General features: G+C 40.0%; 31 protein-coding genes. 18 read left to right on the forward strand and 13 right to left on the reverse strand.

The genetic code is table 11. The features are described 5' to 3' along the window. Positions 1-30 precede the first annotated feature (30 nt). Positions 31-1,209 (forward strand): hypothetical protein, encoded by a 1,179-nt coding sequence (locus AC0IWE_RS22560; protein ID WP_471794830.1) that lies wholly within the window; start codon positions 31-33, stop codon positions 1,207-1,209. On the opposite strand, the gene AC0IWE_RS22565 is transcribed toward AC0IWE_RS22560, so the two are convergent. The 5 genes from AC0IWE_RS22565 to AC0IWE_RS22585 all read right to left on the reverse strand — a co-directional run bounded on the left by AC0IWE_RS22565 (position 1,206) and on the right by AC0IWE_RS22585 (position 5,570). After that, a complete protein-coding gene (locus AC0IWE_RS22565) occupies positions 1,206-2,096 on the reverse strand; it encodes a pirin family protein (RefSeq protein WP_471794831.1) in 891 nt (296 codons plus the stop codon). The two genes, AC0IWE_RS22560 and AC0IWE_RS22565, sit on opposite strands and share 4 nt — an antisense overlap. 425 nt (positions 2,097-2,521) lie before the next feature. Beyond that, entirely contained in the window at positions 2,522-3,622 is a 1,101-nt protein-coding gene (locus tag AC0IWE_RS22570) for an NADH:flavin oxidoreductase (protein WP_055908950.1), read from the reverse strand. 12 nt (positions 3,623-3,634) lie between these two features. Further along, positions 3,635-3,937, reverse strand: a complete 303-nt coding sequence (locus tag AC0IWE_RS22575) for an ArsR/SmtB family transcription factor (RefSeq protein WP_471794832.1) — start codon at positions 3,935-3,937, stop codon at positions 3,635-3,637. Positions 3,938-4,463: 526 nt separating this feature from the next. Further along, complete coding sequence (locus tag AC0IWE_RS22580; protein ID WP_471794833.1) at positions 4,464-5,078, reverse strand: hypothetical protein; 615 nt, start codon at positions 5,076-5,078, stop codon at positions 4,464-4,466. A gap of 99 nt (positions 5,079-5,177) precedes the next feature. Further along, a complete protein-coding gene (locus AC0IWE_RS22585; RefSeq protein ID WP_463492320.1) occupies positions 5,178-5,570 on the reverse strand; it encodes a winged helix-turn-helix transcriptional regulator in 393 nt (130 codons plus the stop codon). Positions 5,571-5,699: 129 nt separating this feature from the next. Here AC0IWE_RS22585 and AC0IWE_RS22590 point away from each other — a divergent pair, with 129 nt between their 5' ends. Both AC0IWE_RS22590 and AC0IWE_RS22595 read left to right on the forward strand, forming a co-directional pair. Continuing rightward, positions 5,700-6,041 (forward strand): DoxX family protein, encoded by a 342-nt coding sequence (locus tag AC0IWE_RS22590; protein ID WP_471794834.1) that lies wholly within the window; start codon positions 5,700-5,702, stop codon positions 6,039-6,041. Between the two features lie 116 nt (positions 6,042-6,157). Further along, positions 6,158-7,849 carry an arylsulfatase gene (locus AC0IWE_RS22595; RefSeq protein ID WP_471794835.1) on the forward strand — a complete coding sequence of 564 codons (1,692 nt, stop codon included), beginning with the start codon at positions 6,158-6,160 and terminating at the stop codon, positions 7,847-7,849. Positions 7,850-7,914: 65 nt separating this feature from the next. On the opposite strand, the gene AC0IWE_RS22600 is transcribed toward AC0IWE_RS22595, so the two are convergent. Further along, complete coding sequence (locus AC0IWE_RS22600; RefSeq protein WP_471794836.1) at positions 7,915-8,088, reverse strand: hypothetical protein; 174 nt, start codon at positions 8,086-8,088, stop codon at positions 7,915-7,917. A gap of 149 nt (positions 8,089-8,237) precedes the next feature. On the opposite strand from AC0IWE_RS22600, the gene AC0IWE_RS22605 reads away from it, so the two are divergent. The 3 genes from AC0IWE_RS22605 to AC0IWE_RS22615 all read left to right on the forward strand — a co-directional run bounded on the left by AC0IWE_RS22605 (position 8,238) and on the right by AC0IWE_RS22615 (position 9,986). Then, entirely contained in the window at positions 8,238-9,116 is an 879-nt protein-coding gene (locus tag AC0IWE_RS22605) for an oxidoreductase (RefSeq protein WP_471794837.1), read from the forward strand. Between the two features lie 67 nt (positions 9,117-9,183). Then, positions 9,184-9,846, forward strand: coding sequence for an AraC family transcriptional regulator (locus AC0IWE_RS22610; protein ID WP_471794838.1), 663 nt, complete (start codon positions 9,184-9,186; stop codon positions 9,844-9,846). After that, positions 9,828-9,986: a helix-turn-helix domain-containing protein gene (locus AC0IWE_RS22615; RefSeq protein WP_471794839.1), complete on the forward strand. Its 159-nt coding sequence runs from the start codon at positions 9,828-9,830 to the stop codon at positions 9,984-9,986. The genes AC0IWE_RS22610 and AC0IWE_RS22615 overlap by 19 nt, the downstream gene beginning before the upstream one ends. Before the next feature lie 120 nt (positions 9,987-10,106). Here AC0IWE_RS22615 and AC0IWE_RS22620 read toward each other — a convergent pair whose 3' ends face one another. From AC0IWE_RS22620 to AC0IWE_RS22650, 7 genes are all read right to left on the reverse strand, one after another. Continuing rightward, positions 10,107-10,331, reverse strand: a complete 225-nt coding sequence (locus AC0IWE_RS22620; protein WP_055908930.1) for a CDGSH iron-sulfur domain-containing protein — start codon at positions 10,329-10,331, stop codon at positions 10,107-10,109. An 84-nt stretch (positions 10,332-10,415) separates the two neighbouring features. Then, complete coding sequence (locus tag AC0IWE_RS22625; RefSeq protein WP_471794840.1) at positions 10,416-10,853, reverse strand: GNAT family N-acetyltransferase; 438 nt, start codon at positions 10,851-10,853, stop codon at positions 10,416-10,418. Further along, the gene (locus AC0IWE_RS22630) at positions 10,834-11,100 is read right to left on the reverse strand and encodes a hypothetical protein (RefSeq protein WP_471794841.1); all 267 of its coding nucleotides are present in this window, start codon (positions 11,098-11,100) and stop codon (positions 10,834-10,836) included. The genes AC0IWE_RS22625 and AC0IWE_RS22630 overlap by 20 nt, the downstream gene beginning before the upstream one ends. Before the next feature lie 54 nt (positions 11,101-11,154). After that, positions 11,155-11,673 (reverse strand): alpha/beta fold hydrolase, encoded by a 519-nt coding sequence (locus tag AC0IWE_RS22635; RefSeq protein ID WP_471794865.1) that lies wholly within the window; start codon positions 11,671-11,673, stop codon positions 11,155-11,157. 23 nt (positions 11,674-11,696) lie between these two features. Next, positions 11,697-11,948 carry an alpha/beta fold hydrolase gene (locus AC0IWE_RS22640; RefSeq protein WP_471794842.1) on the reverse strand — a complete coding sequence of 84 codons (252 nt, stop codon included), beginning with the start codon at positions 11,946-11,948 and terminating at the stop codon, positions 11,697-11,699. Between the two features lie 123 nt (positions 11,949-12,071). After that, positions 12,072-12,308: an ROK family protein gene (locus tag AC0IWE_RS22645; RefSeq protein WP_471794843.1), complete on the reverse strand. Its 237-nt coding sequence runs from the start codon at positions 12,306-12,308 to the stop codon at positions 12,072-12,074. Further along, positions 12,301-13,167: an ROK family protein gene (locus AC0IWE_RS22650; RefSeq protein WP_471794844.1), complete on the reverse strand. Its 867-nt coding sequence runs from the start codon at positions 13,165-13,167 to the stop codon at positions 12,301-12,303. The genes AC0IWE_RS22645 and AC0IWE_RS22650 overlap by 8 nt, the downstream gene beginning before the upstream one ends. Before the next feature lie 323 nt (positions 13,168-13,490). Here AC0IWE_RS22650 and AC0IWE_RS22655 point away from each other — a divergent pair, with 323 nt between their 5' ends. The 12 genes from AC0IWE_RS22655 (at position 13,491) to AC0IWE_RS22710 (ending at position 23,584) form a co-directional block, all read left to right on the forward strand. Continuing rightward, positions 13,491-13,637: a twin-arginine translocation signal domain-containing protein gene (locus AC0IWE_RS22655; protein ID WP_471794845.1), complete on the forward strand. Its 147-nt coding sequence runs from the start codon at positions 13,491-13,493 to the stop codon at positions 13,635-13,637. A gap of 26 nt (positions 13,638-13,663) precedes the next feature. Continuing rightward, entirely contained in the window at positions 13,664-14,779 is a 1,116-nt protein-coding gene (locus tag AC0IWE_RS22660) for a Gfo/Idh/MocA family oxidoreductase (RefSeq protein WP_471794846.1), read from the forward strand. 22 nt (positions 14,780-14,801) lie between these two features. After that, on the forward strand, positions 14,802-17,174 hold the full coding sequence (locus tag AC0IWE_RS22665) for a HEAT repeat domain-containing protein (protein ID WP_471794847.1): 2,373 nt from the start codon (positions 14,802-14,804) through the stop codon (positions 17,172-17,174). Further along, positions 17,107-18,261 carry a 3-keto-disaccharide hydrolase gene (locus AC0IWE_RS22670; protein ID WP_471794848.1) on the forward strand — a complete coding sequence of 385 codons (1,155 nt, stop codon included), beginning with the start codon at positions 17,107-17,109 and terminating at the stop codon, positions 18,259-18,261. The genes AC0IWE_RS22665 and AC0IWE_RS22670 overlap by 68 nt, the downstream gene beginning before the upstream one ends. A 31-nt stretch (positions 18,262-18,292) precedes the next feature. Next, positions 18,293-19,747 (forward strand): Gfo/Idh/MocA family protein, encoded by a 1,455-nt coding sequence (locus tag AC0IWE_RS22675; RefSeq protein ID WP_471794849.1) that lies wholly within the window; start codon positions 18,293-18,295, stop codon positions 19,745-19,747. A gap of 8 nt (positions 19,748-19,755) precedes the next feature. Further along, on the forward strand, positions 19,756-20,841 hold the full coding sequence (locus AC0IWE_RS22680; RefSeq protein ID WP_471794850.1) for a Gfo/Idh/MocA family protein: 1,086 nt from the start codon (positions 19,756-19,758) through the stop codon (positions 20,839-20,841). Positions 20,842-20,994: 153 nt separating this feature from the next. Next, entirely contained in the window at positions 20,995-21,216 is a 222-nt protein-coding gene (locus tag AC0IWE_RS22685) for a helix-turn-helix transcriptional regulator (RefSeq protein ID WP_471794851.1), read from the forward strand. Between the two features lie 13 nt (positions 21,217-21,229). Then, on the forward strand, positions 21,230-21,700 hold the full coding sequence (locus AC0IWE_RS22690) for a helix-turn-helix transcriptional regulator (RefSeq protein WP_471794852.1): 471 nt from the start codon (positions 21,230-21,232) through the stop codon (positions 21,698-21,700). Between the two features lie 72 nt (positions 21,701-21,772). Beyond that, positions 21,773-22,225 carry a DUF1569 domain-containing protein gene (locus AC0IWE_RS22695; protein WP_471794853.1) on the forward strand — a complete coding sequence of 151 codons (453 nt, stop codon included), beginning with the start codon at positions 21,773-21,775 and terminating at the stop codon, positions 22,223-22,225. A 12-nt stretch (positions 22,226-22,237) separates the two neighbouring features. After that, a complete protein-coding gene (locus AC0IWE_RS22700; RefSeq protein ID WP_471794854.1) occupies positions 22,238-22,612 on the forward strand; it encodes a YdeI/OmpD-associated family protein in 375 nt (124 codons plus the stop codon). Beyond that, positions 22,599-22,814, forward strand: coding sequence for a YdeI/OmpD-associated family protein (locus tag AC0IWE_RS22705; protein WP_471794855.1), 216 nt, complete (start codon positions 22,599-22,601; stop codon positions 22,812-22,814). The genes AC0IWE_RS22700 and AC0IWE_RS22705 overlap by 14 nt, the downstream gene beginning before the upstream one ends. 179 nt (positions 22,815-22,993) lie before the next feature. Continuing rightward, entirely contained in the window at positions 22,994-23,584 is a 591-nt protein-coding gene (locus AC0IWE_RS22710) for a hypothetical protein (protein ID WP_471794856.1), read from the forward strand. Positions 23,585-23,728 lie beyond the last annotated feature (144 nt).

Below are 23,728 nucleotides of genomic sequence, written 5' to 3' on the forward strand. Positions count from 1 at the left end.
TTTAGAGGTTAGGTTAAATACAAACATGCAATGAAAGAGGGAAAAGATATAGATAAATTATTTAAAGACGGATTGGAAAACCCCGATCTACCTTTTAATGATTTAGATTGGGATGATCTGGAGGAAAGATTGCATCCAACACCAAAAAGGCGTATTGTACCGCTAATCTGGCTTACCGCCGTGGCCGGGATAGCTGCTATGTTACTTGTGGTGTTTTTACTGGTTAAGCCAGGGGCTGATAAAGCCGATGTTAAAGCAGTGGTAAAAACCAACAAGACGGATCAAAATAATAATCAATTAAAAAATAACCCGGAAAGTGTAACTAAAGTTCCTAAAAAGATTAATGATGGCGGAGCGACTATAGATTCAGCATCAGCAGTTGCGAAGAATGCAGGTAAAAAAACAGTTGCTACAGGCGTAACCGTCACTTACGAAAGGGAAACCGAGCGGAAAATAAATGAAACTGTGGTTGATCAATCCCGTATGTTGGCTGATGTAACTTATAATCCAAGCTTAAGCACTAAAACTGATCCTGTTGAATTTAGAGATCAAAAATTAAGTTCTAGTGTGGCAATAGGTAGGCCTGAGCGGATTAAACCACCGCTGGTAAAACAAAAATCAAGATTTGTGCTTAGTATTTTAGCCGCTCCAGATTTAACGAGTGTTCAAAAATCGGGGCAAAGTAGTTTAAGTGGCGGTTTTGGTGTAGAAGCTACCTATATTTTAACCAAGAAACTAAGTATAACCACGGGAGCCGCTTATGCCAAGAAAATTTACGATTCTGATTTTAGTTTGTACAGGCCGAATACCAGTTATCTTTTTACTGTGGCACCCTCAAACATCCATGCCAATTGCGATGTGATTGATATTCCTCTAAATGTAAACTATAAGGTTTTTGGGAATAACAGAAATGCAATTTCGGTAAGTACCGGGCTTTCGAGTTATATCATGTTAAAAGAGAAATATAGCTATTCATACACCGGTGGCTATGAGGGCCCACAAGGTTTCGAAGTAAAAGGGCGTAATCAGCATTATTTAGGCATAGCCAATGTTGGTGTAGAATTTCAACGTAAAATAAATAATAACTTAAGCATCAGTGCAAAACCCTTTATGAAAATTCCATTAACCGATATTGGTTATGGTAATTCTAAATTAATGTCGACTGGTGTAGCGGTTTCAGTAAATATGAATTTGTTTAACAGGAATTAATGTTTAAAGTTTCTGATTGGATCGGGTAGGGGTACAAAATCTGTTTCACCAGGTACAGGCTTAAAGCTTTGATTTAGCCATTTTTGCTTTGCGTTTTCAATCAAATCCTTATCTGATGCTACAAAATTCCAATAAATAAAACGTTCTTCAGGGAAGGGTTCACCTCCAAAAATGTAAACTGTGGTGTTTTCGTGCATGGTAAACTCACAAAGTTTGGCGTCGTTTGCGATCAGAATCAGGCGTGGTTCAAAAATATTGCCATCACTTTCAATTGCTCCTTCTAAAATATAAAGTGCGCTTTCGCCAAAGAGGTGATCGCCAATGCTTACCTTTTGTTTTGTGGTGCTTTTTAACTCTAAAAAATATAATGGGCTGTATACCGGAACAGGCGATTTATGACCGAAAGCTTTACCAGCGATCAATTTAATTTCAACACCATCTTGCGTCCAGGTCGGAATATCGGCACCTTCAACATGGCAGAACTCAGGATCCATTTGTTCTAAATCTTTAGGTAAGGCTACCCAAATCTGTAGGCCATGGAGCATTTTATCGGTATGGCGTAAATATTCAGGCGTTCTTTCAGAGTGTACAATGCCACTACCAGAAGTCATCCAGTTTACCTGACCAGGTTTAATCACAATATCCGATCCTAAACTGTCTTTATGGGTAATTTCACCTTCAAATAGAAAAGTTAAAGTAGATAAACCAATGTGCGGATGTGGCGGAACATCAAGATTTTCATGATCACTCATTGCCGCTGGTCCCATATGGTCGATAAATGAAAATGGTCCAACCATCCTTTTTTCTCTGAAAGGAAGCAGTCTGCCAACCATAAAATTGCCAATATTTGCGGGTCTTTCTTCAATAATAAGTTTAATGTTCGACATGTGATGGTTAATTTTAAAGAGGTGAATTTAAGGAAAAAGGCCGGGATTTGGATTGAAGGAAATTGGCATTCCCCTTTGATCGGGTTTAGGTGGTCACGGCATTGCTATTGTTAGAGGTAAAATAAACCCGACCGACAGCGTTATTCCGAATTTTCAGTCGGGATTAAGCAAAGGGCGGGGCTGGAGCAGCCGAAGTATTGCAGCTATTGCTTTTCAAATTATTAAGTAAATTTCCGTTTCCTCTGTGCTTCCATGGTATAAAAATTATTTCTAAACTCAGCATTATGTTACACCTGCCGGCACGGGCAGATATTTCCATTTCGCTGCGCTTTATCAGATAGCTATCGGATCGAAAGGATGATGACTTATCAAAAAAGCATCCCTTTCGGGATGCTTTTCTAAGTTTAAAAAGAAAAAACATGGTTCTAAACCAATTCCATTAAAGCTTCTTTGGTAAAGCCTTTCAATTCTTCTGTACGGTTGTGTTTAATTTTTTCTACCCAGTTTGGATCGGCTAAAAGCGGACGGCCAACGGCTACCAAATCAAAATCACCGCGGTCCATTCTGCGTACCAATTCATCTAAAGAGCTTGGCTGTGAACTTTGGCCTGCGAAAGCACCAAAGAAATCGCCATCCAAACCAACAGAACCTACTGAAATGGTTGCTTTTCCGGTTACTTTTTTAGCCCAACCTGCAAAGTTTAAGTCAGAACCTTCAAACTCAGGCTCCCAGAAACGGCGTTGAGAACAGTGGAAGATATCAATCCCTGCATCAGCTAAAGGAGTTAACCATTGTTCCATTTCTTGCTCATCTTTAGCCAGTTTAAAATCGTAAGCTGCGGGTTTAAATTGAGATAAACGGATAATTAATGCGAAATCTTCGCCAACTCTTTTACGTACTTCTTTAATAACTTCAACGCCAAAGCGGGTACGTTCTGCTAAAGTTTTGCCACCATAAATATCGGTACGGTTGTTTGTTCCATCCCAAAAAAATTGATCAATCAGGTATTGATGCGCACCATGAATTTCTACGGTATCAAAACCTAAAGCTTTGGCGTCTGCAGCGGCTTGCCCAAATGCAGCAATGGTATCTGCAATAGCAGCATCTGTCATCGGTACGCCGTTTTCGAAACCTGGTTTGTTTAAGCCAGACGGACCTTCAAAAGGTGTACTTGGCAACCATCCTGAGGCATGATTTTCCATCACACCCTGATGCCAGATCTGTGGACCCATTTGGCCACCAGCCTGGTGAACGCCTTTAATTACATTTTCCCAACCTGCAAGTGCTTCAGCACCATAAAAATGAGGAATATTAGGGTCTGCAGATGAAGACGGGCGGTTAATTACGGTTCCTTCTGATAAGATTAAACCCACTTCGCCAGCTGCCCTTTTTGCATAATACGCTGCAACTTCAGGTGTTGGTACTCCATTAGGAGAAAACGACCGCGTCATCGGAGCCATTACGATTCTATTTTTAATATTTAATGTTTTAAGGCTAAACGGCCTGAATAAACTATCTGTGTTCATATTTTTTTAAATTTATAATGCGGTATTGATGATTTCACTTAATTTTTCTAAACCTTCCTTGTTGCGTTTGTAGTATGTCCATTGACCTACCCGGGTAGAACTAATAAGATCTGCACGTTGCAGGATAGAAAGGTATTCGGAGATGGTACTTTGAGACAAGCCACTTTTCAGCTGAATCTGACCAACACATACACCAACGTTTTCAAAATCGGCATTTTGCTGATCAGGAAAATTTAGCTCTGGTTCTTTTAGCCAGCTTAAAATTTGTAAACGGGTTTTGTTTGAAAGGGCTTTAAATATTTCTACCTGATCCATGATACAAATGTATATCGACTTTTCCCGATATACCAATTAAAAAGGTCAAAGTTGACAATGCTGTGTAAAACGAAAGGATTTCACCTGTTTTAGCAGCGTATTAGAAAACGTGATATCAGAAAGAAATAGAAAAAATTGCAAAAAAAGAACGGGGATAAATCATACCGACCTATCCCCGTCATCTAAATTAACGCTCTCGAATATATAAACCGCCAAAAAGAAGATTTATTATCTCGAAGTGAAAATATTTTTATTTTTTTAGGTTGAACAAATGAAAATTTTTCAAGGTTTTGTTTCTGGTTTATTGGACAAAAAAGAACGGGGATAAATCATACCGACCTATCCCCGTCATCTAAATTAACGCTCTCGTATATATAAACAACCAAAAAGGCGATTTATTATCTTGAATTTATTTTTTTTTCTAAAAATTTTGTAAGCTTTTTGTAAGCAGTAAATTCTGGAAATTTATTTCGAAAAATTGCTCAAAAAAGAACGGGGATAAATCATACCGACCTATCCCCGTCATCTAAATTAACGCTCTCATATACATAAACAACCAAACAGGCGATTTATTATATACGATGTGAAATATTTTATTTTTTTGCTGCTGTTTTTTCGGTGCTGCTTTTGCTTTCTTTTCAACTGTTGGAGTTTCTTCTGCCACCTCAGCTTTTTTCTTGGCTGGTGCTTTCACTTTTTTCACTTCAGCAACAGGTTCTGCTGCGGTTTCAGTTTTCTTTTTTGCAGGTGCTTTTGCTTTTTTAACTTCAACAGGGGCTTCTTCAGCTACAGTTTCTTTTTTCTTAGCAGGTGCTTTTGCTTTCTTAACTTCGGCAACTGGAGTTTCAACAACGGGCGGTTCAATAATTTCCTCTTTTTTAACCTCAACAGCTTTTGGGGCATGCTCTTGTTGCAGGTAATTGGCTAAAACCTGGCGTAAATACACCTCGGGTTTAGGCATATTGATGATTGATCCACGTTCTTTATCCTGAGATTGCTTAATGTAAGCTGATTTAATTTTGCCCCAATCTTTAGAATAAAGTTTAATAAACATCTCTACAAATTGTTCGTCTGTATATTTTTTAGGCAACCTACCCAGCACTGCCTGAATTTTTTCTTCTTTTTTATGTAATACCGCCATTGATTTTAATTTGTACAAAGATAGCCGAATTTTATCATTATCCGTTTTTTGCTTTTTTAAGGCAATATTGCAGTCTTTCAGGTTGATATAGAGTAGTAATTAAGCACTCATTGCTGCTGCATCAGGCTCAGTTTTTCTATTTTTAACCAACCTTTCACGGTGCTTTAATCCCCATTCCCGTAACTCGTCAATTACTTTGTCCAATGATTCGCTATACGGCGTAAGCTCATAGGTTACGGTTACAGGTGTTGTAGAAAATACTTTGCGCACCACAAATTCATTCAATTCGAGGTCTTTTAGTTCTTTCGATAATATTTTTGGTGTGATTTCACCAAGCGATTTCTGAATTTCGTTGAAGCGCCTAGGGCCTTCCTGTAAGGAAATAATTAATGGAAGTTTCCATTTGCCATTTAATACGTAAAGTGCGTCTTTAACTGCATTTAAGCTTGCCATACAGGTTTCTTTATTGCGATGTTCTTTTCTTGGTCCCATGGTACAAAGTTAAACGCTTTCATAAAGGATAGCACTATCCTTTGGGATACTAGTATCTTTTGGATAGCAAAACTACATAAGTTTGCATAAAAAAAATACTATGAAAATAAAAACAATCAAAATTATCTATTGGATATCAACAGCCTTAGTTGCATTAATGATGATTTTCTACTGCATATTCTTACCTTACAAACCAGGCCATTAAACAAGCTTTTCATCACCTCGGCTTTCCCGATTACTTTAAGGTTGAACTGGCCATTGCTAAAATTTTCAGGAGCCATTGTATTGTTGATTCCCATTAAGGGGCAATGGAAAGGATGGGCGTATGCGGGTTTTGCATTTACGTTTATATCTGCCTTTATAGCACACAGTGCTTCTGGCGATCCCGTCAGTAACCGCATTGGTCCGGTTGTGTTTATGATTGTATTGTTGCTATCTTACTTCACCTACCACAAATCCAAAACGGAGTAACCATAAGCGACAGGTTGCACAAGGAAAACTTAAGCTTTAAATCGTTTTAGCTGAGTTTGCAACAAAATAACTGATGAAATAAGAACTTCCGTTCTTTTATTTTAATTTGGATTATTATGCACAAACCGACCAAATATTCAACACTTTTTTTTATTGCTGCAATAACCGTTTTAACTGCTTTTATTGATAAGCCAAAGCCTAAAAAAGCTGTTGATAAACGTCCTAATATCATTGTTATTCTTGCTGATGATTTGGGTTTTTCTGATATTGGCTGTTATGGAGGAGAAATTAAAACGCCTAATATAGATTACCTGGCAAGCCAGGGTGTGCGGTTTAAAAATTTTTATAATACTTCACGCTGTTGCCCTACACGGGCGGCATTGCTTACCGGCCTTTACAACCACAATGCAGGAATTGGTGAAATGACTACTGATAGGGGTATTGAAGGTTATCGTGGTGCCATAACCAAAAATAGCGTAACATTAGCAGAGGTTTTAAAAGATGCAGGTTACAGAACGGCAATGTCGGGCAAATGGCATGTATCAAATACAATTGAGCAGCCAACACCTCAGGCACAATTGGATTGGTTGAACCATAAAACCTCTTTCCCTTTATTTTCTCCGATTGATCAATACCCAACAAGCCGGGGTTTCGAAAAATTCTTCGGCACACTTTGGGGAGTGGTCGATTTTTTTGATCCTTTTAGCCTGGTAAGTGGAACCACACCCATAAAAAATGTGCCTAATGATTATTACCATACAGATGCCATAAACGATACTGCTGTTGCTTACATCCGTGATTTTGGCAAAGGCGATAAACCATTTTTCTTATATATAGCCGAAAATGCACCACATTGGCCATTGCAGGCGAGGCCAGAGGATATTGCAAAATATAAAGATACTTACAAAGTAGGTTGGGATGCTATCCGCGAGGCAAGGTATAAACGTATGGTGGCCATGGGTTTGATCGATCCTAAAACAGCCCCGATGTCTCCGCGTCAATCTACCGTACGTTGGGAAGACAATCCAACCAAGGGCTTTGATGAGATGGCCATGGCCGTACATGCCGCCATGATTGATCGGATGGACCAGGGCATTGGCAGGATTATTAAAACCTTAAAAGAAACCAACCAACTGGATAATACATTGATTATATTTTTGAGTGATAATGGTGCAAGTCCTGAGGATGCAATGCGTTATGGGCCGGGTTTTGACAGGCCAAGTGAAACCAGGGCAGGTGAAAAAATTGCCTATCCAATTTATAAAAAGGTAATGCCGGGTGCACAAACAAGTTATACTTCAATTGGGCCAATCTGGGCAAATGTAGCAAACACACCGTATCAACTGGCAAAAGCGCAATCATATGAGGGTGGGGTACATACACCCATGGTTGCTTTTTGGCCGAAAGGCTTAACAGCAAAAAAAGGCAGTTATACCAACCAGGTAGGGCATGTAATGGATTTTATGACCACTTTTGTGGAACTTGCAAATGCAAAATACCCACACAGCTATCATGGTAATTTAATTAAACCGATGCAGGGTTTGAGTTTAGTGCCTGCCTTAAAAGGAAAAGCTACCAGCGGGCATGAAATGCTATTTAACGAGCATTTTAATGCCAGTTTTGTACGTTCAGGTGACTGGAAAATGGTCAATCTTTCTGGTGATTCTACCTGGCATCTTTACAACATAAAAAATGATCAGACGGAGTTGAATGATGTAGCTGCTCAACACCCTGATAAGGTAAAAGAGCTAAGTGCCAAATGGCAGGCCTGGGCTAAAGAAAATCATGTTTTGCCAAAAACTAAGTAAAACTGTAAGATTGTTTTAAGCTTAAATGAATAGTGGGCGGAATCTTTATTTCTTCCACCCCTTCTTCATTTTTTTATAAGCTTTTTTACTGATTTTAGATTTCTTTTTCGACCTTGACTTCCCTTTTTCTTACGGGCATTGATGTTGTTAACAAGGGAGTTTTTAACACCTAACTTGTTCTTTTTCTTGCCTTTCTTTTTGTCTTTCTTCTTTTTACCCTTTTTCTTTTCTTTCGCCATAACAGATATATTTATTGAGTAGTAACATATAACGCTAACTAAAAGTTCTGATAAACTAAGATGAGCTTTTTAACAAAGTAAATTGAGCCGCTTAGCAAAGCTCACACTCATCATTCACGCTACCTTTGATTCATTAAATAAATAGAAAAATGAAAAAAGTTTGGTTTATCACAGGTAGCTCCCGCGGGTTGGGACGCGACCTAACAGCACAAGTATTGGCAAAAGGCGATTTAGTTGCTGCAACCGCCAGAAATACAGCTGCTTTAAATGATTTTGTAAAGGAATATCCTGATCAGATTTTTCCAATTACTTTGGAGGTGACCGATTATGATCAAGTACATTTGGCAGTAGAATCTGCTGTGGCCCGTTTTGGTAAAATAGATGTTTTGGTTAACAATGCGGGTTTTGGTATTGTGGGTGCCGCCGAAGCTTTTACCGAAGAGCAGGTGCGCAGTCAGTTAGAAACCAATTTATATGCACCGATTGAAATTACAAGGGCTGTATTGCCATTTATGCGCAAACAACATTCGGGTAGAATTCTTCAGGTTAGCTCTATTGGAGGGCGGGTTGGTAATGCCGGCGTTAGTGTTTACCAGGCGGCAAAGTTTGGATTGAGTGGCTTTAGCGAAGCCCTGGCTAAAGAAGTAGTTGATTTGGGGATATATGTAACCAGTGTAGAGCCTGGCGGTTTCCGCACAGATTGGGCCGGTGCTTCGATGACCTATGCAGCCCATGTTGAGGGATATGAATCTACGGTTGAAAAACGTGCTGATTTTTTCCAAAGTGGTAATTTTGTGCCCATGGGCGATCCGGAGAAAGCTGCCAATGCAATGATTAGTTTGGTTGAAAACCCTGAACCACCAATACATTTGGTATTAGGAAGCGAAGCCATTGGAATGCTTAAGCATGCAGATGCTGCAAGAACGGCTGAAATGGATAAATGGATGGAAGTTAGTTTATCTACAGACCACGATGAAGCCGAGAATTTTTTGGATACTGATTTAGGTAAATCTTTTACCAAAAAATAATTACGTATTGAGATTCCTTTTAAATGGGAATGGTAAATTTCGCCATAAAACTATAAATTTGATTAAGATGCCAAACCCAGAAAAACGCCCGGATATTTTATACTCCTGTTATGCGCAGAAGAGCAGCGAAGGCGAACAGTTTATCCCCACTCATTCTGTGGGTTTGGTTATTGCGGGTACTTCTGAGATTTTTATCGGGGGAGAAAAATTTGTGTTTTCAGATGGAGACTTCCGCTTTTTTCGTCGCAATCAATTGGCGAGGTATACCAAATACCCACCTCCAGGTGAAGAGTTTAAGTCGATCAGTATCAATATAGATCAGGAAATTTTGCATAGCATTAGCAATGAATACGATTTGCACATGCAAAAACCCAATCACAACCTAAAAGGATTGGCACTGGAAGCCCATAGTTTGCTGAAAAATTATATCGATTCTTTATGGCCATACCTCGATGGTAAAAATGGATTTAATCAGGCTTTAATCAACCTAAAGGTTAAAGAAGTGGTGATGATTTTATTGCAGACGAATCCTGTATTAAAGGATGTGCTTTTTGATTTTTCTGAGCCGGGAAAAATCGATCTGGAAGCCTATATGAATGCCAATTACAAGTTTAATGTGGATATTAACCGTTTTGCCTATTTAACAGGCAGAAGTTTGGCTACTTTTAAAGAGATTTTGAAAAGATTTTTAATCTTTCGCCCAATCGGTGGTTGCAGAAAAAAAGATTAAATGATGCCTATTACCTTATTACACAAAAGGGCTGGAAATCTTCAGATGTGTATCTCGAGGTTGGTTTTAAAGATTTGTCGCACTTTTCATTCGCCTTTAAGAAAGCTTACGGCATAGCCCCTTCCAGGATAGGTATTTAATTTATTATGCTTTTAAAAAATAAAAAAGGTTGTATCATTATTAGGGATAGGTCATCAAAATGATGGAATCAAGGTGAAATCGCCTTTATGATACAACCTTTTTAAAAAGAATATCTTTATTTATACTTTTTTTGGAGGAAGATCGAATGCAATCGCTTCATGCTCGAAATGGCCATTGTGTGCGCCATCGCAAAAAGGTTTGTTTTTAGATAAACCACAACGGCAGATTGATACTATTTCTCTACCTTGTAAGCCATAAGTATTTCCGTTTCTATCTACAATCTCGAAATCGCCCTCTATTTTAACAGAGCCGTTATTGTTAATGGTAAGTTTTGTTTTAGACATGTATATGTTTGTTTACCGCAAAACTAACGCATATTAACCGCAATTTCTGATCAGTTTTCTATTTAGAAACATTCTCTTGTTTGCTTATAATTCTTTCTTTATCACATAAGCAATCATATCAGTTCTGATTTCGAAACCGAGTTTCTGATAAAGGTTTATGGCACCTTGATTGTCATTTCTAACATGTAGAAAAGGTATTTCAGAACGCTGCACTATTCTTTTAATCTGTTCTTGCAAAACCTTAAAAGCATAACCTTTGCCCAAATGATTGGGGTGGGTGCAAACCGCACTTATTTCACGATACGGACTGGGATGGAACCGATGTCCGGCCATGGCAGCCAATTTCCCATCAACAAATATACCTGTGTAATTGCTGAGTTCGATGGTTTTCGACAGAAACGGCCCGGGTTTGGTCAGTTCTACCAGGTCGATCATTTCAGTAACATGTTCTGCATTGAGGTCTGTAATTCCTGTTGCTTTTGTTGTAGAGATATCTTTCCCATTAAAAACAAATTGCAGCATATTGATGCGCGTTAATCAATTTCCATTGCGTAGGTATTTCGACTGGCGTTTTCGAAAAAAATACAAACAGGCTTTCTGCAGGACTGATTTGATAAAGGGTGTTTAGATTCTCTTGCGAATTATCTTTTAAGCCAGCAAATGACGTAATGTCTTCATAATAATATTTTACCTCATCAATTCCTTTTGCAAGGTGGCCATGGCCGGATGTTAAGGCATAATAAATTGGATTATCCAATAGGTGTTCCATCTGGCAAAGATATTCAATGCTAAATCAAGCGAAGGTAATTTTTAAATAAGGGTTTTAAACTTCCTGCTGGTTCAAAAACGTTTCTACTAAGTGTGCTGTAATCTCAATTGTTTTATCGCTTACCTCGGGGTTAAGGTTTTCGCCAATCATGGTGCCATGTACCCCAGGTAAAATAACCAGTTGGGCATTTGCAATCAACCTCGACATTTTAACCACATGTTCGGGTTTAATTACATCCTTATCCGCCACCATTAAAAGTGTATCGGCTGTAATTCCCTTTAAGTCATCATCGCTCAGGTCAACAAAATCCAGCATACGCTGTTTGTCTTTTTCAAACATGGTTTGCAATGCGTTTTGATCTGGGTTTACTGCTAAAAAAGCAGTTTTAAGTGGCTGAGGCATATGGTTGATTGTGGCATCTCCAAAACCATTGTAAAAGCCATCTATTAACCCTTCTCGGTGGTAATTGGCCGAAATCACAACAATTTTATTTACTAAAGCAGGATGATTAGTTGCAATATACAGGGTTGTGGTTCCGCCATTGCTAAAACCCAAAAAATTGGCCTTGGTTATATTTAACTGATTTAATAAAGTGGTTACATCCTTGGCATCCTGTTCAAAAGATTCTTCCTGATCGCGGTCGCTTCCGTACGCCCGTGCGCCTGGAGTTCAACGGCAATAACTTTTTCTGTTTTTGCCAAAAAAGGAATCAGTCTGCCAAATGAAGATTGAATGGTAGAACCGCCACCATGAATCAAAACCAGCGGAATATCACCTTCGCCATAAACTTCATAATACATATTAATGCCATTAACCTTTTCGAAGGCTGCTTTTGTAGGGGTTTCCATTATTGTTATGTGTTTGCTTTACAAATCTAAATAAGCTAAAAGAAAATTAGGTATCAATAACAGACAAGTTTAGGGTAGTTTGAGCCAATTAAGCACTTGCCTTCTTCAGCTTTTTTGTGTTTTTTATAAAGCATCCAAAAACTGATCAATTCCACTTGCTGCATAGCCCAATAATCTGGAGTCTTCGCCGAGTTCGGATGATACGATTGTTGTTTTTTCTCTAATCTGCGTCATGCAATACGTATTAATAGCCTGTTGCATAGGGAGCGTAATGTATTGCTTTGCACCGGCTATTTTGCCGCTCAAAACAATTAGTTCAGGGTTAAACAGCTGAATCAGTACTGCAATTCCCTTACCCATGTGTGTACCAACATTGGAGAGTAATTTGTATGGCGTATTGATCGCCTTTATTTGCCGCTTTAATAATCAGTGCAGGTTCAATCCTTTCCAGTTCTTCGGTAGAGAGGTTACTCAGCATCGAATTTTTACCCGATAAAATGCCTTCTCTGGCCATTTCAGATAATGCGTTTCCGGAGGCAACGGTTTCCAGGCAACCATGTTTGCCGCAGTAACACAAGGCACCATTTTCAACAAAAGGCATGTGGCCTAATTCTCCCGAAAAGCCGCAGTTACCCTGCCTAAGCTTGCCATCTAAAATAATACCGAGGCCTACGCCCCAATCCATTAGCAATACCAGCACATTTCTCCGGCCTTTGGCCATTCCATGTGTAAATTCAGCCATCGATGATCCATTTACATCATTCTGTATTACTACAGGTATGTTTAATATTTTTTCAAAGGCTGCTGTTAATGAAATATTTTCGCCATCACTTAGGAAATAGCTATAGTTTTCACCTTTTTCTGCATCAATTAAACCAGGCATGCCCACGCTGCATCCAATCAATTGTTTAGGATCTATCGCTGCCGACAATAAGATATCCTCAATATGATCATGCAAAAGGCCAAAAAAATCTGTCCTGCTTTTAGAGATGGGTAACGGGATGGTTTTAACATCAAGAATAAAATTATAATTATTGTCTATAACAGTAATCTTGGTATTAAATAACTCAATATCAATACAAAGGATCAATATTTTTTTATCCTTTAAACGGTAAAGATCAGGTTTTCGCCCACCAATTGATAACCCATATCCTTTCTTTTCAACCAAACCCTCATCCATCAAAGCAAGTAAAAGCTTTAATAAACTAGGCGTGTCCATATCCATCACTTCACACAAGGCAGAAACTGATGATGCCCCTAAATTAAAAAGATGTTTAATGAGTTTAAGTTTATAAACCGATTGCCTATACGTTCCGGTCTGATATTAAATGATTTAATAGATTAAGATTCATGAGGTTAATGATACTATTTTGATAAATATAGATAACTTCTATTAAAAATTTATTAAAGTTTTTTTAATGCGTAAAGAAATTAGTGATGTTTTGTCTTTACAATAATTTCTTACTAACATTAAAGTATAGATAAGCCTAAATATGCCGACTAACCACGGCATACCCTGTTTCTACTACACAGATAACCAAGATGAAAACTAAAGAAGAACCACAAAAAAATCAAAATTCCAGGCGCGATTTTATCAAGAAATCGGCAATCGGACTGGCTACTTTTACCATTGTACCGCGTTATGTTATGGGCGGACAGGGCTACTGCTGGCCCCAAGCGATAAATTAACCAAAGCCGTAATTGGTGTTGGGGGCATGGGGCGCGGACATTTCGAATACGAAGGTACACAGGTAGTGGCCATTTGCGATGTTGATCAAAATCACCTTAAACAGGCCGCAGGAATGCTGGATAAAGGTGTAAAAACATTTAGTGATTATAGAGAACTGATACAGTTACCAGAAGTAGATATTGTACACATTGCTACCCCGCCGCATTGGCACGGGATAATGGCAGTAGATGCTGCAAATGCAGGGAAAGATATCTGGTGCGAAAAACCAATGACACATACCATTGGTGAAGGAAAAAGGGTGGTAGAAGCAGTGAAACAAAACGGCAGGATGTTTAGGTTAAACACCTGGTTTAGGTTTAAAGATACTTTTTATGGGATGGGTACAACTGTTAAACCCATTAAAAAGCTGGTGGATAGCGGAATGCTCGGCTGGCCTTTAAAGGTAACCGTTAGCAAGCATACCGGCTACGACTGGAAATTTTACTGGGTAGGGAAAGATCATTTGGAACCTCAGGCTGTACCACCAGAACTGGATTATAATGCATGGCTGGGGCCTGCGCCATATAAGCCTTACAATGCCCACCGTGTACACCAAACTTTTAGGGGTTATTGGGATTATGATGGTGGTGGGCTGAGCGATATGGGGCAACACTACATCGATCCGATTCAATATTTTTTAGGGAAAGACGATACCAACCCCATTTCAGTAGAGGTTGATGCACCACAGCAACATACCGATGCTGTAGGCATTTGGCGGCGGATAACTTATACCTACGCCGATGGCTGTCAGATTATTTTGGATGGTGAAGGTAAAGATACCAATGTACCTTATATAGAAGGCCCAAAAGGTAAATTGTATCCCGGCTTTAAATCTGATATTCCTGATCTTGAGCGTAAACTGGCACAATTTCCTGATCCCGACCCGGAGATCGTAGAATTTTCCGAATCGGTTAGAACCAGAAAGAAATTTGCGCTGAATGAAGAGAACGGACACCGCTCATGTAACATTGTAAATATTGGTTTGGCCGCTCTGCGCTTGGGGAGATCATTAAAATTCGACCCTGTAAAACAAGAGTTCATCGATGATGAGGCAGCAAACAGATTAATTAATCCTGTAATGCGGGCACCGTTTTCCATTTAAAACCTTCCAAATACAAATCATCATGAATAAAAAGATACTATTGGTGCTTTTGGCTCTTGTAATGCTTTCGAACATGCTAGCTAGCTCAAGAGCACTTGCTCAGGATAAAAAAGACGAAAGAACCACCACCACCCGTATTGCCGATTTATTGGCACAATTACCTGCCAGAAACTCGGTACAGTTAGCAGGCAACATGAAAGAAGTTGCAGCGCTGGGTGAAGAGGGTTATGTAACATTAATCAGCGGCCTAACCCCTCCTGATAAGGGAAATAATGCGGCAATTGAGTACGCTGTTGGTGGCTTTACCGCTTATGCCACAAAAAGTGATCAGCAAAGTTTAAAAAGCATGGCCATTGCTGCCTATTGCAAATCGCTGGCTAAACTAACCGATAAACAGAACAAGGCATTTATCATCAGTCAGTTTGATTTAATTGGGAATGATGCTGCAGTACCTTGTTTAACTGCTTACCTTACAGATGATCAGCTGGCAGACGAAGCCTCGCGGGCATTGGCCAAAATCGGAACAGCTGCTGCAACAAATGCATTGGTTGATGGCTTAAGTAAAGCTAATGGTAAAGCTAAAATTGCCATTGTAGAAGCCCTTGGGCATACCAATGATAAAGCAGCAGCAACAGCTATTGCCCCGCTGGCTGCAAGTAACGATAAAGCATTAAGCAAAGTAAGCCTATATGCCCTGGCCAATATTGGCGATGCAGCATCAAAAGAGGTTTTGATAAAAGCAGCGGAAAAGGCGGGGTATAAATATGATCAAACCAATGCCGTTGCTGCCTTGTTACAGTATGCACAAAAAAGTATAGCAACAGATAAAGCCGGTGTAGAAAGTATTGCCAAAACAATTTTAGCTAAGGCAACAGCCGATGATCAGGTAAACGAACGCGTAGCTGCGTTAAAATTGCTTTCAGCTACACAAAGCGATCAGCAGGCATTATTGGCCGCAATGGGCGATAAACAATTTGAGTATCGCGCAGCTGCTGTTAAGTTAGCTGCGGCTGGCATAAATGATGCCAATAGCGCAGCCTGGGTAAATCAACTTAAAAAGGTAGATGCCCCTACCCAGGTTTCCATTTTGGATATGCTTGCCAACAGCAAGGCAAAATCTGCAGTGCCTGATGTGCTAAAACTGATTAAAAGTGATGATCAGCAAGTTAAACTGGCAGCCATTAATGCAGCTGTAAAACTTGGCCAGGAAGAAGTATTGGATGATCTTTTAAAACTGATGACCAAGGCCAATGCAGCAGATATTACAGGTATCTCCAATGGTATTTTAAGAATAAAAGGTGATGGTGTAGCCACTAAAGTTGCTGCATTTATCCCTCAAGCCAAACCAGAAGTTCAGGTTGCATTAATTAATATTTTAGCTGCCCGCGCAGCCACAAACCAAACTGCTGTAATATATACCTCCCTGAACAGTAAAAATGCTGAAGTGCGCAAAGCAGCTTTCCTTTCACTTAAACATGTTGTTGAAGCCGAAAATAAAGCACAATTGTTTGAGCTTTTAAACAAAACTACTGATGCTGGCGAACTTACTGCCCTGCAGGATGCCATTATAGCCTCGGTAAAGGGAACAACAGATAAGGATGCGCAAACGGATGCAATTCTTCAGCAAATGGGAAATACACCAGCTGATAAAAAACTGTTATTGTATAAAGTATTGGGCAGCCTGGGCGGGCAAAAATCATTAAAAGCTGTTTTCGAAGCTTATGCCACAGGTGATGATGCCACAAAAAAGGCCGCAATTGAAGCACTTTCTTCATGGTCGGATGCTGCCTCAACAGATGAATTGATCAGTATTGCACGCAACATCAGCAATGCTGAATTTTTAAATCAGGCAATTACCGGTTACCTTAATTTAATCAGAAAAACGAATTATCCTGCTGAACAGCGTTTGTTGTTATTACGCAATGCAATGGCAGTAGCAAAAAGCCCTGTGCAGCAGCAACAGATACTTAAAGATACCGAACAGGCCAAATGTTTTAATGCCATTGTTTTTGCAGGTATGTACTTGGATAATCCCACTTTACAACAGGCGGCGGCAAATGCAGTGATGAATATTACCATGGCTGGAACTTACAATGGTGATATAGTAAAAAACCTATTAACCAAAACCATTGCCGTAATTACCGGTGGCGATGCCGGGTACCAGAAAGAAGGCATGCGGAAGTATATTTCAGAAATGAAAGCCGGCGAAGGTTTTGTTCAGGTTTTTAATGGCAAAGATTTATCTGGTTGGAAAGGCCTTGTAGCCGATCCGATTAAAAGATCAAAAATGGATGCCAAAACTTTAGCGGAGGCACAAAGCAAAGCCGATGCTGAAGCAAAAAGAAAGCTGGAAAGTAGTAAACGGCGAATTGCAATTTCAAAGCCACGGCAATAACCTCGCTACAGTTAAAAAATATGGTGATTTTGAAATGCTTGTAGACTGGAAAATCATCGACGATAAAAAAGGGGAAGGCGATGCCGGTATTTACTTACGCGGAACGCCTCAGGTGCAAATCTGGGATCTTGCACGTACCAAAGTTGGTGCCCAGGTAGGCTCTGGTGGTTTGTACAACAACCAAACGAACGAAAGCAAACCGCTCAAAGTAGCCGATAATAAGTTAGATGAATGGAATACCTTCAGGATTATAATGAAAGGCGATCGTGTTACAGTTTACCTTAACGGCCAGCTGGTTACCGATAACGTAATTTTGGAAAATTACTGGGATAGAAGTTTGCCTATTTTTGCCGAAGAGCAGATTGAGTTACAGGCGCATGGATCGCCTGTGGCCTATCGAGATATTTACATCAAAGAAATTCCCCGCCCTAAACCTTTCGAATTAAGTGCACAAGAAAAAAAAGAAGGTTATAAAGTATTGTTCGATGGTACCAATATGCACAGCTGGACAGGCAATACAACTGATTATGTGATCGAAGATGGAAACATTGCCATCCGTCCGAAACCAGGCAAAGGATCTGGCGGCAATTTATTTACCAAAGAAGAGTTCAGCGATTTTGTATACCGGTTCGAGTTTCAGTTAACCCCGGGCGCAAACAATGGGTTGGGCATAAAAGCACCTTTAGAAGGCGATGCCGCCTATGCAGGTATGGAATTGCAAATTTTAGACAATGATGCCCCGATTTATAAAGACCTTAAAGTATACCAGTACCATGGCTCCGTTTACGGTACCATTCCTGCTAAAAGAGGGTTTTTGAAACCAACAGGCGAATGGAATGATGAAGAAGTAATTGCAAAAGGATCTAAAATTAAAGTCATATTAAATGGTACCATTATTTTAGATGGCGATATAGAACCTTTTAAGAAAAACGGTACTCCCGATCATCAGGAGCACCCCGGCCTATTGCGCCAAAGCGGGCATATCGGCTTCCTTGGTCATGGTTCGCCCGTGCAGTTCCGCAACATCAGAATTAAAGATTTGAGCAAAAAAGAAACTGCCCCTAAAGCCTCAACTAAAAAGAAATAATTTAAATTTAGCATTATAATATCCCTGAATAATGACAGAAGATAAGGCAAATTCGAAAACCGAAAATTCGAGAAGAAACTTTATTAAAACAACGGCACTTGCAGCAGCCGGGTTTATGATTGTACCCCGCCATGTATTGGGTGGGCCGGGTTTTTTGGCCCCCAGCGATCGCCTGCAATTGGCTGGTATTGGTGCAGGGGGAAAAGGAGAGGGCGATATTGCCAGTATTGTAAGGGGTGGTAAAACAGATGTCGCTTTTTTATGCGATGTAGACAATAGAAGGGCTGCAAACTCCCTTAAAAATTTCCCAAAGGCAAAATATTATAAAGATTACCGTGAGTTACTGGATAAAGAGGGCAAAAATATTGATGCCGTTACCGTATCTACTCCCGATCATACCCATGCACAAATAGCCATGGCGGCCATGCAGCTGGGCAAACATGCATATGTACAAAAGCCACTTACACACGATATTTATGAGGCCCGGATGCTCACTGAAGCAGCAAAACGCTACAAGGTAGTTACACAGATGGGTAACCAGGGTGCATCGGGCGATGGAGTAAGAAGACTCCAGGAATGGTATGATGCAGGTAGAATAGGGAAAGTACATACGGTTTACTGCTGGACGAACAGGCCGGTATGGCCCCAGGGCATTTCGTGGCCAACAGCAAAAGAAGAGGTGCCGAAAGAACTGGATTGGGACCTTTGGCTCGGCAGTGCACCATATAAAGATTATATCAATAAACTTGTTCCGTTTAACTGGAGGGGTTGGTGGGATTACGGCACCGGAGCCATCGGCGATATGGGCTGCCACCTGGTAGAACCACCTTTCAGAGTGTTGGAGTTGGATACACCGATCAGTGTAGAATGCAGTGTGGGCAGTGTTTATGTAGATGAATTTAAAAGGGCCTATCTGCCAGAAAGCTGCCCGCCATCGAGCCATGTTATTTTAACTTTCGCCAAAACACCAAAAACCAAACACGAAGTGCAGGTGCATTGGATGGATGGAGGCATTAAACCCGAACGTCCGGAAGAACTGGGTGCAAATGAAAGTTTCGGCGATAATGGTGTGCTTTTTATCGGTACGAAAGGAAAAATGATTTGCGAAACCTATGGCAAAAACCCAAGGTTATTGCCGCTGTCGCGCAACGAATCAGATAAAACCAAAATTACCATTCCACGTATCGTAAACCAGGAAGAAGGCCATTATACACAGTTTGCCGAAGCAGCAATTGCCGGATACGGCAAAATGCAGCTCAGTTCGCCATTTGAAACTGCCGGTCCGCTTACCGAAACCTTGCTTATTGCTAACCTCGCCATCAGAGGAACCGATGTGCAGCGAAGGGATACAGCAGGCAAAATCAGTTACCCTGGTAGGGATATTAAAATGCTTTGGGATAAGGTAAATATGAAAGTTACCAATTTTGATGAAGTAAACCAGTTTGTGAAACGCGAATACCGTAAAGGTTGGTCATTAGGTGTTTAGGATTGATTATGTTAAAAGAAAAAAAAAACTTAAAAGTTTTAGTAGTGGGCTGCGGTAACATGGGTGCATCACATGCAACTGCCTACCATACATTGCCAGGTTTTGAAATATGCGGCCTTGTATCAACCGGAAAAAGTAAAGAAATTCTCAACCAAAAATTGGGCGGTCAATATGAGCTTTATACTGATTTTTATGAAGCACTCGCCACTACCAGGCCAGATGCCGTTTGCATTTCTACCTACCCCGATACCCACGAAGCCTATGCAATCAAATCTTTTGAGAGTGGTTGCCATGTATTTATCGAAAAACCCTTAGCCGATAGCGTTGAAGGCGCAATTAAAGTGGCAGAGGCCGCGAAAAAGGCCGGTAAAAAATTATTGGTCGGGTATATTCTGCGCTATCACCCATCATGGGAAAAATTTACACAGTTGGCCCAGGAAATGGGAAAACCGCTAGTAATGCGCATGAACCTCAACCAACAAAGCCATGGACCAAAATGGACGGTGCACCGCAACCTGATGAAAAGCTTAAGCCCGATTGTAGATTGTGCCGTTCATTATATCGATATTATGTGCCAGATGACGCGGTCTAAACCCGTACAGGTAAGTGCCATTGGGGCAAGGCTAACGGACGATATTCCCGAATGGAATTACAATTACGGGCAGTTGCAGATCCGTTTCGAGGATGGATCTATCGGCTGGTATGAAGCAGGCTGGGGGCCGATGGTAAGCGACAATGCTTTTTTTATTAAAGATGTTTTCGGCCCCAGGGGATCAGTATCCATAATGGCGAAAATAGCAGGAGCAGCTGGAAACTCTGATAACATAGATGCACATACCAAAACCGAATCTATTAAAGTACACCACGCTGATTTAAATACCGAGGATGAGTTTAGCAAAGCTGATGAATGGATTGACCTTACCGATGAGCCCGATCACCAGGAACTTTGTAACCGCGAACAACGTTATTTTTTAAAGGCCATAACCGAAGATCTTGATTTAACTGATGCAACTGACGATGCCGTGAACAGTTTAAGGATTGCCTTTGCCTGCGATGAATCGGTAAAAACAGGTGAAATGATCCGGTTATCGTAATTTTTCTCGTCATTTCTATTTTATTGATCGTCCTGCTAAATTTGTTTCAACATCTATCATGAGGTGCTTGATTCAAAAAAGCCTGGTTTTTTGTATCATTGACTTACGAAGTCAGAAATGGGATTACGTTATGGAAGAACTTCGTTAGTCTAAATGAAAATCAGGAACATGAACGATAACGATACCACCAGGCTATCACGGCTTACCGCAATTTTAACGCAATTGCAAACGAAGCGACTTTTGACCGCACCAGAGCTGGCCAAACGCTTTTCGGTTAGCGTTAGAACAATATATCGCGACATTAAAGCACTGGAAGGCTGGTGTTCCTGTTTACACCGAAGAGGGGAAAGGCTACCGGTTGATGGAAGGTTATAAAATACCCCCGGTAATGTTTACCGAAAGCCAGGCAAATGCCTTGATTTTGGCCGAGCAATTGGTGCTTAAAAATAAGGACGCTTCATTTATTAAAGATTACCTAGAAGCCATTGATAAAATTAAAGCTGTTTTGGGGCATCAGGTGAAGGATAATGTGAATCTTTTGGCTGAACGCACCCGCTTTACCCAAAATTTTAATAACGAACGCAACAGTAATAACCTGTCTGATTTACAATTTGCACTCACCAATTTCTACCTTACCCGGATAGATTATACCAATGAAGCCAACCAAACCAGCAGCCGCTTGATCGAACCTTTTGCACTCTTGAGTACGCAAGAAAATTGGTTGCTGGTAGCTTGGTGCCGTTTAAGGCTTGAATTTAGGTTCTTCCGGTTAGATCGAATCAAGAAACTGGAGATGCTTGCTGACAAATTCAGCCCCCATAAAATGACTTTGCAGGAATATTTCGATAAAAATCATTAACAGGCGTATACCCCTGACATAGGGCTGTCAATCGCCCGCATTAGTTTTGCAGTATAAACAAAATTAATGAACATGAACAACCTTTTCAACCCATCTGATACCATAGCCATTTTAGCGCGGATCGAAAAACTTACACCTGCTGCACAAAAACAATGGGGCAAAATGAACGTAAATCAAATGCTTGCACACTGCAATGCATCGCTTGAAACGGCCATGGGCCTGCATAACCCCGCAAGATTAGGTTTTATTGGCCGCTTGTTCGGTAAACTATTGAAGACAAAATTTTTTAGTGAAGTGCCTTTCCCTAAAAATAGTGCAACTGATAAAAGTTATATCATAAAAGGCAATCCCGATTTTGAAACTGAAAAAGCAAAGGTGATTGAACAGATCAAGACATTTTCTGCAGGAGGTCCGGCCAAATGTACCACACATCCTCAGGCATTTTTCGGTCCGCTAACCCCCGAAGAATGGGCACTGATGCAGTGGAAACATTTTGATCATCATTTGCGTCAATTCGGAAATTAATTAGCCATGGATATGGAAAAAGAAATTGAAACTTTTTGTCCGGCCAGTCAGGCAGATTGGAGGAAATGGTTAATAGAAAACCATACCGCAAAACAATCTGTTTGGCTTGTTTACCACAAAATAAAATCCAATGTGCCATCTATTTCCTGGAGCCAGGCAGTAGATGAAGCACTTTGCTTTGGTTGGATTGATAGTGCCGCAATGCCAATAGATGACCTCACCTTTATGCAGTTCTTTTGTAAACGTAAAGCAAATAGTGCATGGTCGAAAATAAACAAAGCGAAAGTTGAACGATTGATTAATGAGGGATTAATGACTCAGGCAGGGTTTAACAGTATCGAAAAAGCAAAAACAGAACGGCTCCTGGATAATTTTGGATGGAGTTGAAGAGCTGAAAATCCCGAAAGATTTATCGGCAGCCTTTAAGGTGCAACGCGGATCGAAACCTTTTTTCTTAAGTTTGAGTAAATCTGTTCAAAAAAGCATCCTGCACTGGCTCGTACTTGCTAAAAAACCTGAAACCAGGCAAAAAAGAATTAATGAAATTGCAATACTGGCAGGCCAAAAGCTCAAACCAAAACAGTTTTGATTGGGATAGTAAATTGGTGATTTTATTTGTGTAGTAGTTTTTTGGCAGCTAATTTACAGGTTGTTTTATGGGCGTTTTCGCTATGACCCAAAGCAAATCTCCTTAAAATGATATTTAATGGCATTTTTTGCTTGTATAAAATTTATAGAAAACCATCCTTAATTAAACAATGCTAAAGCTTGTCATGTAAAACAAGATCTAAGCATGTTAAAGCAAACAACAACATTAAATATTTCGTAAAACGCTGGAAGAACAATAATAAGAAAGACCGACTATTGCTGTTAGAGAAGGAAATTTTAAGCCTTTACATCAACAAAGATTTAGTTGAGTTTCTTAATCAGTTTACAAAGGAAGTTTTTACCAGAAGTGAAAAACTGCACTATTTAGAGTTTTGTAAGAAAACTATAAATCAGAATGTTAGAAAGCCAAACGAAGACCACTATTTGGCTTTTAAAGAGCAATATGATAGCTTTTTTAGAAGTATCAAAAAGGAACAGCTTATTTACGATCCAATTAAATGGCTTGATGCTGAAATAAACTATGCCAATGCTTTGAGATTGAATGAGAATAAAGAATATGATGAAGTCTCTGATACCTCTGCACAGCCTAAAAAGTACTGGCTAACATTTGCAGAAATGCTCTGCCGTTTTGAAACAAGTAAAATGGCCTTAAGGAGAAGAATGGCGGAAGGTATGCCTTTCGTTAAACTTGGCAATAAGCTTAGGTTTTTTCCGAAAAGCGTCGATGAATGGTTGATCGCTCAGAATTAATTCGTTTTTGACAATTTTAGTGTCTCGAGCGAAACGATCTAGGGGAGAGATGGGTAAATACCTGTTTCTCCTTTTTTATTTAGCTCCCGAAAGATTTTAGCCTTAAAATTAATCAACCATTAAGATTATAAGGTTATGCCTTAA

It is taken from the genome of Pedobacter sp. AC402 (genome assembly GCF_979252805.1).

Coding starts and splice junctions, on each gene's coding strand:
- AC0IWE_RS22560 (WP_471794830.1), top strand. CDS start 31: ATGAAAGAGGGAAAAGATATAGATAAATTATTTAAAGACGGATTGGAA.
- AC0IWE_RS22565 (WP_471794831.1), bottom strand. CDS start 2,096: ATGTCGAACATTAAACTTATTATTGAAGAAAGACCCGCAAATATTGGC.
- AC0IWE_RS22570 (WP_055908950.1), bottom strand. CDS start 3,622: ATGAACACAGATAGTTTATTCAGGCCGTTTAGCCTTAAAACATTAAAT.
- AC0IWE_RS22575 (WP_471794832.1), bottom strand. CDS start 3,937: ATGGATCAGGTAGAAATATTTAAAGCCCTTTCAAACAAAACCCGTTTA.
- AC0IWE_RS22580 (WP_471794833.1), bottom strand. CDS start 5,078: ATGGCGGTATTACATAAAAAAGAAGAAAAAATTCAGGCAGTGCTGGGT.
- AC0IWE_RS22585 (WP_463492320.1), bottom strand. CDS start 5,570: ATGGGACCAAGAAAAGAACATCGCAATAAAGAAACCTGTATGGCAAGC.
- AC0IWE_RS22595 (WP_471794835.1), top strand. CDS start 6,158: ATGCACAAACCGACCAAATATTCAACACTTTTTTTTATTGCTGCAATA.
- AC0IWE_RS22600 (WP_471794836.1), bottom strand. CDS start 8,088: ATGGCGAAAGAAAAGAAAAAGGGTAAAAAGAAGAAAGACAAAAAGAAA.
- AC0IWE_RS22605 (WP_471794837.1), top strand. CDS start 8,238: ATGAAAAAAGTTTGGTTTATCACAGGTAGCTCCCGCGGGTTGGGACGC.
- AC0IWE_RS22610 (WP_471794838.1), top strand. CDS start 9,184: ATGCCAAACCCAGAAAAACGCCCGGATATTTTATACTCCTGTTATGCG.
- AC0IWE_RS22620 (WP_055908930.1), bottom strand. CDS start 10,331: ATGTCTAAAACAAAACTTACCATTAACAATAACGGCTCTGTTAAAATA.
- AC0IWE_RS22625 (WP_471794840.1), bottom strand. CDS start 10,853: ATGCTGCAATTTGTTTTTAATGGGAAAGATATCTCTACAACAAAAGCA.
- AC0IWE_RS22630 (WP_471794841.1), bottom strand. CDS start 11,100: ATGGAACACCTATTGGATAATCCAATTTATTATGCCTTAACATCCGGC.
- AC0IWE_RS22640 (WP_471794842.1), bottom strand. CDS start 11,948: ATGGAAACCCCTACAAAAGCAGCCTTCGAAAAGGTTAATGGCATTAAT.
- AC0IWE_RS22645 (WP_471794843.1), bottom strand. CDS start 12,308: ATGGGTAAGGGAATTGCAGTACTGATTCAGCTGTTTAACCCTGAACTA.
- AC0IWE_RS22650 (WP_471794844.1), bottom strand. CDS start 13,167: ATGGACACGCCTAGTTTATTAAAGCTTTTACTTGCTTTGATGGATGAG.
- AC0IWE_RS22655 (WP_471794845.1), top strand. CDS start 13,491: ATGAAAACTAAAGAAGAACCACAAAAAAATCAAAATTCCAGGCGCGAT.
- AC0IWE_RS22660 (WP_471794846.1), top strand. CDS start 13,664: ATGGGGCGCGGACATTTCGAATACGAAGGTACACAGGTAGTGGCCATT.
- AC0IWE_RS22665 (WP_471794847.1), top strand. CDS start 14,802: ATGAATAAAAAGATACTATTGGTGCTTTTGGCTCTTGTAATGCTTTCG.
- AC0IWE_RS22670 (WP_471794848.1), top strand. CDS start 17,107: ATGCTGAAGCAAAAAGAAAGCTGGAAAGTAGTAAACGGCGAATTGCAA.
- AC0IWE_RS22675 (WP_471794849.1), top strand. CDS start 18,293: ATGACAGAAGATAAGGCAAATTCGAAAACCGAAAATTCGAGAAGAAAC.
- AC0IWE_RS22680 (WP_471794850.1), top strand. CDS start 19,756: ATGTTAAAAGAAAAAAAAAACTTAAAAGTTTTAGTAGTGGGCTGCGGT.
- AC0IWE_RS22685 (WP_471794851.1), top strand. CDS start 20,995: ATGAAAATCAGGAACATGAACGATAACGATACCACCAGGCTATCACGG.
- AC0IWE_RS22690 (WP_471794852.1), top strand. CDS start 21,230: ATGTTTACCGAAAGCCAGGCAAATGCCTTGATTTTGGCCGAGCAATTG.
- AC0IWE_RS22695 (WP_471794853.1), top strand. CDS start 21,773: ATGAACAACCTTTTCAACCCATCTGATACCATAGCCATTTTAGCGCGG.
- AC0IWE_RS22700 (WP_471794854.1), top strand. CDS start 22,238: ATGGAAAAAGAAATTGAAACTTTTTGTCCGGCCAGTCAGGCAGATTGG.